This window comes from Bacillus sp. MRMR6 (assembly GCF_001940785.1).
GTDB lineage: Bacteria > Bacillota > Bacilli > Bacillales > Cytobacillaceae > Neobacillus.
The window spans coordinates 1-9383 of the sequence record NZ_MSLS01000059.1; the positions used below are offsets into that span (position 1 = coordinate 1).

The 9383-nt window shown below is 35.7% G+C and carries 12 protein-coding genes; 5 read left to right on the top strand and 7 right to left on the bottom strand.

The genetic code is table 11. The features are described 5' to 3' along the window. Positions 1–261, top strand: a 261-nt coding sequence (locus BTR25_RS26060; RefSeq protein ID WP_175596730.1) for an ATP-binding protein, incomplete at its 5' end; no start/stop codon positions are given. 31 nt (positions 262–292) lie between these two features. Here BTR25_RS26060 and BTR25_RS26065 read toward each other — a convergent pair. Then, positions 293–529, bottom strand: a complete 237-nt coding sequence (locus BTR25_RS26065; RefSeq protein WP_075690872.1) for a hypothetical protein — start codon at positions 527–529, stop codon at positions 293–295. Positions 530–1336: 807 nt separating this feature from the next. Continuing rightward, positions 1337–1990: a dual OB domain-containing protein gene (locus BTR25_RS26070; protein ID WP_075690873.1), complete on the bottom strand. Its 654-nt coding sequence runs from the start codon at positions 1988–1990 to the stop codon at positions 1337–1339. Positions 1991–2134: 144 nt separating this feature from the next. Between BTR25_RS26070 and BTR25_RS27935 the strand changes: the two genes are divergently transcribed. After that, complete coding sequence (locus BTR25_RS27935; RefSeq protein WP_175596902.1) at positions 2135–2272, top strand: hypothetical protein; 138 nt, start codon at positions 2135–2137, stop codon at positions 2270–2272. Between the two features lie 689 nt (positions 2273–2961). Here BTR25_RS27935 and BTR25_RS28340 read toward each other — a convergent pair. The 5 genes from BTR25_RS28340 to BTR25_RS26090 form a co-directional block, all read right to left on the bottom strand. Further along, positions 2962–3567, bottom strand: coding sequence for a DnaB-like helicase C-terminal domain-containing protein (locus BTR25_RS28340; protein WP_254842800.1), 606 nt, complete (start codon positions 3565–3567; stop codon positions 2962–2964). 17 nt (positions 3568–3584) lie between these two features. After that, positions 3585–4262, bottom strand: coding sequence for a DnaB-like helicase N-terminal domain-containing protein (locus BTR25_RS28345; protein ID WP_254842801.1), 678 nt, complete (start codon positions 4260–4262; stop codon positions 3585–3587). Positions 4263–4319: 57 nt separating this feature from the next. Further along, positions 4320–4604, bottom strand: a complete 285-nt coding sequence (locus BTR25_RS26080; protein ID WP_075690874.1) for a hypothetical protein — start codon at positions 4602–4604, stop codon at positions 4320–4322. After that, positions 4594–5331, bottom strand: a complete 738-nt coding sequence (locus BTR25_RS26085) for a conserved phage C-terminal domain-containing protein (RefSeq protein ID WP_075690875.1) — start codon at positions 5329–5331, stop codon at positions 4594–4596. Before BTR25_RS26085 ends, BTR25_RS26080 begins: the two co-directional genes overlap by 11 nt. Positions 5332–5868: 537 nt before the next feature. Further along, on the bottom strand, positions 5869–7041 hold the full coding sequence (locus tag BTR25_RS26090) for a hypothetical protein (protein ID WP_075690876.1): 1173 nt from the start codon (positions 7039–7041) through the stop codon (positions 5869–5871). A 746-nt stretch (positions 7042–7787) separates the two neighbouring features. On the opposite strand from BTR25_RS26090, the gene BTR25_RS26095 reads away from it, so the two are divergent. From BTR25_RS26095 to BTR25_RS26105, 3 genes are all read left to right on the top strand, one after another. Beyond that, positions 7788–8672, top strand: coding sequence for a hypothetical protein (locus BTR25_RS26095; protein WP_075690877.1), 885 nt, complete (start codon positions 7788–7790; stop codon positions 8670–8672). 18 nt (positions 8673–8690) lie between these two features. Beyond that, a complete protein-coding gene (locus BTR25_RS26100) occupies positions 8691–9098 on the top strand; it encodes a hypothetical protein (RefSeq protein WP_139311350.1) in 408 nt (135 codons plus the stop codon). Positions 9099–9185: 87 nt separating this feature from the next. Beyond that, positions 9186–9383 (top strand): helix-turn-helix domain-containing protein (locus BTR25_RS26105; protein ID WP_483295250.1); only part of this gene is annotated, 198 nt, incomplete at its 3' end.

A 9383-nucleotide genomic window follows, 5' to 3' on the forward strand; every position in this document is an offset into this window, starting at 1 on the left:
TTAATGTATATGGCAATGGACCAAAGAGAGGCTAACCTTTTCTTTCATTTAATTAACCATCTATATGAACGAAGTTCAATTATCTTGACCTCAAATAAAGGCCCAGAAGAATGGGGTGAATTAATGGGAGATCAAGGCATTACTACAGCTATATTGGACCGTTTACTACATAGGGTAGAAGTTATACAGCTTAATGATAATGACAGTTATAGAATTAAGCATCGTGCAACCATTTTCGATATGGAAAGTGTTCAAAATTAATTAGCAAAAAGTGTTCAAAACTACTTGACGGTTACAGGGTGTTAATCCCAATCAATGCACTTAATTCAAAATCTGTTTTAGGAAGAACTTTCTTTACAGATGAACAAAGAATAAAGGTTAGGTATTTTAATACGGTATTGTTGGCGTTAATAATGAGCTTTTCTTTTGCATATTTTAATCTTGTGATAAAAGGTAATACCACCACGGGTTTAGAATTCGAAAATTCAGATATAACTTCTGCAATAGTCTCAGGGTTATCGGTTTTCATAGTATCTCTCCTGATAATATCACCTTTGATGAGATGGATTGACAATTTCTTTATAAAGAAACACATAAAATATAAAGTTTATTTATCTCATGAAGAATCCTTTTATATTATCAGAATGCATGATAAGGAAACTTGTATATGTTCCAAAAATGCTAATGCTGAATTTTCTGGGCACGGGGAGTATACACTTATTTCAATGCAAGAGATCTTGGGAAAGAAACTAGTAGAAGAGACAATTTCAAAACCTCCGAGCACAGTTTGGTCCAAAATCTTTGACTTGTAGAAAATCATTTTCACTTAATGCCCAATGCTTGTAGATGATTGCTAGATTTCTTCGGAATTGTGTAGAGCAACAATTCTACTATGTGTAGCAAAGAATGGTCACAGTGACGCCCCGGTATTTGTCGAAGATTGATAGGTTAGTTGTGCAGTAATTAGTTTGTTTTGGTTAGATGATTTCGCGGTTCCAATATTAGTTCGGTGACCATGAGTGCTGGGATGAAAAAGGTATTTCCGTGTTAAAACGTGCTTATGAGCTATGCCTGATAACCAAGTGCATCGATATTCGTATTAAATACGGTCACAGTGCATTGCGACCCAAAAGTAGACATTATTATTCAGGATTAATAGATTAAATTATGAGGTCAGACCCCCGCTCCATAAACTCTTGGTCACAGTGACGTCCCGAAATTTGTCGAGGAAGAATAGGTGGACAACCCTCATCAAGGACCATTGCAATTGCAATGATACTTCCTTTTTGGAACCTCATGAGGGGCTATTCAAACCTAATTTAAAGTTCCTCTTCAGCTAATTAGCGACTAAGTTTGGTACTTCATAATCTGGAATTATGCCAATAACCATAGGATACTCTATGTTATTAAAAGGAGTAGCCAAGCCTAAACAGATAAACATTTTATTAATTTGTGTAGTTGGAATATTATTTGTACTAATTAGTTTTTCCCACCGAATATCCTTAAGTTTATAATCGCCATTTGCTGTGTAGGGATTTCTTAGGTCATATTTTTGATGGTTAAATAATATATTAATTCGAGTTTCCCCATAATTATCTCCATTTGTGAAATTGAAGGAATTTATTTCAATAATGCATAGACTACGCCGAGCTTGTCCAGAAATGGTATTTTGAAAGGCTTGAAAACTTTCTGCATTCTTAGTAAGAAAACTTATTAATTTGTTAATTTGTAAGTGTTTTACCTTTTGGATCGTGTTTGTAATGAAGTCTTCCGTGTGGTTGGGGAATCTAAATCTGTCAGGTTGATAACCGGCTATTTTAATTATATCTCCGATTTGAACCATTTCCCCATCAAAAGTAATCTGATTAGCACACCAGAATCTATCGCTATCTTGCGGATATATTGTAGGAGTTGGGACTGGTCTTATCCATTTTCCTTCCTTTGTCATACCAGCAATACAGTACTTACCGAAAGCCTTTGTAACTGCCAATAACTCTTGGTCACAGTGACGCCCCGGAATTTGTCGAAGATTGATAGAGTGTTAGATTGTAAGAATGTGATAAATAGAAACTGAATATTTTGAGGGTAGTTGGTTGTCTCTCTTCTTTCTGTTATAGGAAAGGAGGTGATAATTATGGAAACATTTCTTGAAATTCTACGAGAAGTTCTGAAGGGAATAATGCGTGAATTAAGTGCATATTTCTTTCGGAAAACTGTTCTAGAAAAAAAGAAAACCACCCCGCCGTCGCAAGCAAAAGGGTGGTTCTCATAAACACTAAACATTGACAACCACCACCCTGACGGTAGAGGTTGCAGGGAGAAGTGTTAGTGCACTTCTCTTTTTCATTATATACGATTATTATATAGCTTATAACAATTGATATCAACTCATGAAAATGGATGCACAGGCACCTTAGGATTGTCACAGTGACGCCCCGATAGGAGTGGTTAATCAATTACCTCAGAATGAATGTTTAGCCTCTATTAAAAGGACCCCCACTTAAGAATTTGAGTTCTAACGGGTGGTTTCCATGCTGCACTCACCATAGTTTGAAGGTGACAAATTTCTACCCATTTTTATAGTAAAATCCTTTATTCATCTTAATTGTTCACTTTTTACACAATCGTTTGATTAGTATCAAAACGTGTCACTTAGTACAGATAGCTAGTTTTTATCTATTCTTATAGGAAATGCTAGTCGAAGACTATGACCGTTCCTCGACAAAAGTTGCTCCAAAAAACTAGCATGAGTTCGTTTTTCAAAAGGGTTTTGCTTATTTTTAATCAAACGATTATGTAATGTTTTTTTCGTTAATCAAACGATTGATTGAATTGATGACAAATGCTGTTATAAAGGCGTTTGTTGAAGGTGAGTGAAGCGAAAGTAGTCGAAAGGTGTGTGGGTAATAAATCTGAGAAACAGGGTGCTCCATCCAAACACTCAGGTAGACAGTAATAAGGTCATACCCGGTCAGTAAATTTTCCATACTCTTTATTAAACTCTAACTCAATTGTCCCAATCGGCCCGTTGCGCTGTTTGGCGAGAATGATTTCAATTTTATTAGGTTGTTTGCTGTTTTTATGGTAATAATCATCGCGGTAGAGGAAGGCGATCATGTCGGCGTCCTGCTCGATTTGGCCGCTTTCACGGAGGTCGGAAAGCATCGGGCGTTTATCCTGTCTGGCCTCGACTCCCCGGCTTAACTGCGAGAGGGCAATGACACTCACCTCTAATTCCCGTGCCAGCTTCTTTAAAAAGCGGCTGATTTCACTGGTTTCTGCCTGGCGATTTCCTTTGTGCTTGATGTCTCCATCGATGAGCTGTAGATAATCGATGACGACGAGCAACCGTGCTTGCTCACCATACTTTTTCCTTAACTTTCGCACTTTCGAATAAATATAGTTTACATCCATGCCGGCTTTATCGAAAATGTGCAGTTGACTGTCTGCAATCCTTCTAAGTGCGTTCGAATATTTGCTCCAATCTTCCTCTGAAAAAGAACGATAGGGATTCCTTAGTTTGACAGAGCTGATTTCTTCGCAAATACCCGCGGAGCGTTTTAGCAATTGTATTTTGGACATTTCTAGCGAGAAGATGATGCTGACATCTTGTAAGCATGGTTTAGTGCAAGATTAAGGGCAAAGGCCGTCTTTCCCATGCTTGGACGTGCACCGATGATGGTCAGGTCAGATTCTTGGAATCCGCCGGTCAGCTTATCGAGCTTCTTAAAGTCGCTGGGATAACCAGGGATGTCACCTTGGTCAGATTCCCCCTCACTATATAAATCGATTAAACAGGAGTGAATGTCACCAAGCTCCTCCGATTCTGATTGCTGGTCTTCAAGCTCCAATAATTGTTGAATCCCTTCACTCACTACCTGTTCAATGTCGCCATCTCTTGCCTTTTCACTGAAATTCATCGCATAGGCTAGGGCTTTTCGGCGTTTATCATGGCTGAGGACGGCTTCTTCATATGTGCGGAAGTTGGCGATTGAAGGGACTCTTCCAGCGAGTTGAACGATATACGTAATGCCTCCAAGATTACAAATTTGTTCAGCGCCAATTTCATCAAGAATGGTGATTAGGTCAATCGGTTTTCCCTTCTTAGTTAATGACTGGATGACCATGTACAGTCTCCTTAAGACGGGGGAGGAGAGTTGTTCTGGTTGGACCCGGCAATCCTGAGCAAGTTCATTGTCTAAAAAGAAGGATCCGACAAAGGCCTCTTCCACAGCTTGACTGTTTACTCCGTAGTTTTCCATCTTACTCCTCCCTCTGAATGCCAAGCAGCTTTCGTATTTTAGACTGCTCTGCTTGAATTACTTCTTGATTTGCTGGCTGATGGTGGTCGTTGAGCTTGTATCCGTCTCCACCATGTCAGGCACCGCACGTGATGGTTGATCTGATGTCGAAGTCAGATGGCAAATTTTCGGAGGAAAGCTGGAATGGGTGACAAAGGTTAGTAGATTGCTATGCAAGCTTTCGTAAGAGAAATCGATTAATGCCTCATGCCAGCTATCAATTTTTTCCTGGGTGACTTCAAACTGTTCATAATACAGGGAGATTTGTCCGAGCAATGCGTATGTCTCGTGTTTAGTCTTCAAGGTTAAACGCCTCCGCTGACAAGATTCTTTTTCCAGGCTGCTGATTGAGATATGATTCAAATTTGGTTCCGAACAGGGTTTCAGGACGGAGGAATTTATTCCATTTAGGATCCTGCAGCCATTCGGCTGATTTTAGATCGATTACCTTTTTAAAATCTTTCAGTGTAAAGCCTTCGGTGAATCTGGCTTGAATGAGTTCTTTTGTTTTTCGGGATTCGGGTTTGAATCTTTTGTTGGTTTTTTGGTTTAGGTATTGGATGATGTCGGCACACGGCATAGTGTTTTTCTCTGTAGTAATCTCTGTAGTACTCTCTGGTATTGCTTGGTTCAAACTGAGCAGCTCTGGTGTTGATTCTGAGACTTCAGATGGGTCAGGTTGAGACGAGGATAGCTCATACCTTTGCTCGATTTTCGGTAGTTCTTGATAATTGATTGTGTACCATTTTGTTTTATCCAGTTTCATAGCATTCCAGTTGTCAGATACGACAACCCCAAGTTTTTCTAACGAGTGAAACGTCCGCTTAATCGTACTAATGGACCAAAAGGGGAACTGCTCCTGCCAAGCCTCATAGGTGTTGTATACCCACTTTTTGTTTTCGATGTTGTGCTTACTCGTTCCTAGCCAATAATGTAATTGCTGAAGAACCACGGCTTCATTCAATCCAATTTTCACAGCCAATGATGGAACAATCATTAATGGGGCTTCATTAATTAATAGCTTACTCATTTGAATCACTCCTTTTTCGATTGAAACAACGTGGGCTCGGGGGATGGTACCCTCGAACGGCTCATCGTGCCCTCACCTTCTATATAGGGAAAAAGGGGTGAAAAAGTTAGGGTCGGTGGAGATTTTTTTGCGTAACGTGTGGGTGGGATGGTGGCGCAGGAAGGGTTCTAGTGCATTTATTGAAGTATTTTAAGAAGTAAAAAGGTCATGTATGCTTGCACCTTTCGGTGCGAGTGTACATGACCTGATTTGACTCTTGCGGGTAGCTACCCACTAAACCGTGGGATTTGGAAGTGGGGTTAGATCCCCTTGCTCCGCTAAAGGCTTGCAGTCACTAAAAGGTACTTCACATCTGGTCTATGCTTGACCTAGCTCTGTTTTTGGTGTCAATAAGAGGCAAATTTTGAAGAGTCTCACTTTGTGAACTCATGTCTAACTATAATCAACTACTAAGAAATCAAACGAACTGTTGGCTCATACGATAGCCGTTTGTATAAGACTCCAAATTTAAAAACGAGACAACAATCCCCTGTCTCGTTATTTTTCTATTAATTTTTGTATGTTGCCATTCTCAAACCTTATAACAACCAGTTTACGTTCATTTGACGAAATATATATGTACATATCATCTTTCGCTACGATTTGACCACTTAAATTATTGTTTAATATATTTAAAGATGGTTGAGTGTTTCCTGTTACTTTTAGTACTTCACCAATGTATGAACCAGTTGAAAATACCATCGTTGCAACAATGGGGAATAATACTGAAATGGCTAAACTACCTAGCAAAGAAAAATAAACTAAAAAATGCTCTTTAGTTAACGTCTTTTTATTAGTTTTTTCATTGTTCGTATACTGATCATTTTCCTTTTTTAACTTTATTTTTCTAAAAATGAGATTACCTATTAAAATAGTAATAAACACAATAAAAATCACTGCAACAATTAAATTTAAATCTGTACTAAATATAGATATAGCATCACCAGTAAAAAATGAAATTCCTAAAATTAAACCATATTTATTCTTATTATCATTAAATTTATTAAGTACAAAGTATATTAGTATGGAAAATAGTAAAATTATTAACCCACTAATTAGCTTTGTCAATGATGAGGACATTCCATCTAAACAGTTCCAGTAATAAATTAATAATAAAACAAAATATGACATAGTAATGGCTGCAATGATTAAACCATAATTATTGAAAAAAGATTTTCCAAAAGAATAACCTATAATTAAAACCATCGCTGTAACAAATGGACCAAACCAAATAGCAAATACCTTAACGAAATAGCTGAACTCCATATAGCTTTGTGACAATAGTATCAATATTAAACTGATATTCAGTCCGAAAAAAAACAAAAGAAATACAAAAAAAGAAGGTAGTTTCGGGAGTAATTTATTTTTGAAAATTTGTGAAAATGCCCAGAAGAATATTGTAACGCTTATGAATACGACACCAACAAGAATACATGTAAAGTAATTAAATGGAACATAATTGATTACCATTTCTATTAAAGATTGTTCAGATCCACCGAAGAAAAGTCCATATAATAATAGATAGCCTATTATGAAGATTAAATTAGGTACTCCCACTATCCATATGGCAATTCTTATTATTGTCGTCAAATCAACGCCTTTTCTAAATATGATTTCTTTATACTTATTAATCCATTCTTCTAATGGTTTTTTTTCATTAACTTGATCCACTTATGCTTCTCCTTTTTATGTTACTTACCATTAGGATTCTACCATTTAAAACCATTCCGTAAAAGGGAAATTAAGCGATATCAGTAAAGATTAAGTATGGAGGTCTTTTAACTTTGGATTTGTCTAAGGTTGAAAGGCTTTTGCTTTATTGTAGTGAAAGTGTAGAAAATACTGAATATGAAGTTGGTTGGTTAGTATTCCTATTTGCGGAAAACCCGTGTAAAGTTTTGGAGGGAGTATTTTGCCGGTCGTAGTACTTAATGGTTATTCTATGACAGTTAGCACATGGTATTAGTGCGATTCTTAAAATGATGATGAATTTCTTTCCATTTTTATAAAAAAACCTCTTTATTCATCTTAATCATCTGAGTTTTACTCAATCGTTTAATTAGTATCAAAACAAGTCAATTTTTGTAGGTACCTAGTTTTTATTTATTTGTCTAGTAGAAGTACATTGAGGCCGTGACAGTTCCTCGACAAAACTAGATCAAAAAAACTAGTTCGTTTAATAAAAAGCGTTGTTCTGGATTTAAACAGACGTTTGGTTAAAGTTTTTTTCTAATCAAACGTTTTATTTGAATTGAATATTTTCCATGATCATGGTGATTGTTATTAATTAGTTGGGAAAATAGGTAAAGTTTATATTGGCATACAACACATAGGATATTTAGTATTCTTAGGAAAAGTCGGATGAGGCTTCATTATGCGATAATATAAAGATAGGCAATTATAGGGGGATTTTATCTATGACTAACTACGTTATCAGGGAATATCATGAAATCATTAATATAGAAGAAGCTTTTTTTGCTTATCAAAAGGCACGTTTAAATATATATCGTTTAAGAGAAATTGATAACTATGTAGACAGCAAGGGTTATAATACAGAAGTTGGATGGAGATATTGGAAGTCAAAGATAGACCTTCGTAATAAAGAATTTAATAAGTTAGAAACTATATTAGGGGTAAAAAGGATAAAGAGTGTGGAAAGTGTTACTAAACGTACTTCCAATAATGTTTCTGATATAAAAGATATTGTTGAATTAATAAAAAAATATCTTATACTCAACTATAAGATTGAAAAAACTGTACTATCCATACTACGTTTTTTGCTTTCAATTATAAAGGACAAATACAACCATGCTTTGTCTGTTCTAGGGGAATTCTATAAGGGGTATGCTAGACATTTACGTGAAACAAAAATCAACAATTTAGACATCAAACTAAATCAGGTTTCTACTGATGATGATAAAATTGTTACTTATGAAATTAGGACAAAAGAAGCAAGGTTTAAGAGGGTGTTAAATTTATTCACTGATGAACAGCTTATGATTAAAATTAGAGATAACGAAGCCCTTATATTAAAAGAATATAATCAATTGGATCGCTATGAAAAGCTCTTGTCTACAACGATTTCTAATAATATGGACATAATTGATAGTCTTGAAAATGCAAAAAAAGAACAGTTTAATAAAAAGGGTAATCTGTTTAATTGGGTTATAGCATTTGCTGCTTTTTTATTTGCAATTTATACTGCTTTAACAACCACAATTACTATTCTTCAGAACGAGGGATATAGTTTAAAGGAAATTTTCTTAATGATTTTATTGATATTAAAATATTCGGTATTTTAATGTAGGGCATGATTTGATTTGGTGAAAAATATTTCAATCTCATTAGTAATAAATAAATTAGTTTTTAGTGGAGATTTTCCTCAAGAGGATATAGTGTTTAAAGAATGGACGTTCCAATCTAATACAATAAATAAATCTAACTTAGAGACATTGTACATATCAGTATTTCCAATAGAAATGGGTTGGACCTCCTATGATATTGAAGTTACTCCATTTAATATTAGGGTATCCTTAATGCCTACATTTTTTGTTGATAAACTTCAGACTGAACTTCCTGAAGAAGAAAGAGAAATTCTTATTAATATAAGTGAGAAAATTGCACTATTTGTAAAAGAACATAAAGTTGAACTTCCAGCTTCGATACCAAATGATAAGAGACTTTTTAAAGACTCGAAAACAATTGTATACAGAGAATGTATTTGGTAACGTAAAAGTGAGCCACCATATTAATTGAAAACTGAGCCACTTTTGATAGACAATTAACCCTAATGACATATTAGGGGGATATCAGGAGTGATCACGTTGGACCAGAAACAGAAAATAATTAAAATGTACATGGAGGGTAAAAGTAAACGGGGTATTGCAAAAATTACAAAAAAATCAAGGAACACAGTAGCTAAGTACATTCGTGAGTTTGAGGAAAGTAAACTAGAGGATGTGCGAAAGTTACCCATACCAGAAAGTGTAATGAGTCCGCCAACTTATAAGAAA

Coding starts and splice junctions, on each gene's coding strand:
- BTR25_RS28345 (WP_254842801.1), bottom strand. CDS start 4,262: ATGGAAAACTACGGAGTAAACAGTCAAGCTGTGGAAGAGGCCTTTGTC.
- BTR25_RS26065 (WP_075690872.1), bottom strand. CDS start 529: ATGAAAACCGATAACCCTGAGACTATTGCAGAAGTTATATCTGAATTT.
- BTR25_RS26095 (WP_075690877.1), top strand. CDS start 7,788: ATGACTAACTACGTTATCAGGGAATATCATGAAATCATTAATATAGAA.
- BTR25_RS27935 (WP_175596902.1), top strand. CDS start 2,135: ATGGAAACATTTCTTGAAATTCTACGAGAAGTTCTGAAGGGAATAATG.
- BTR25_RS26085 (WP_075690875.1), bottom strand. CDS start 5,331: ATGAGTAAGCTATTAATTAATGAAGCCCCATTAATGATTGTTCCATCA.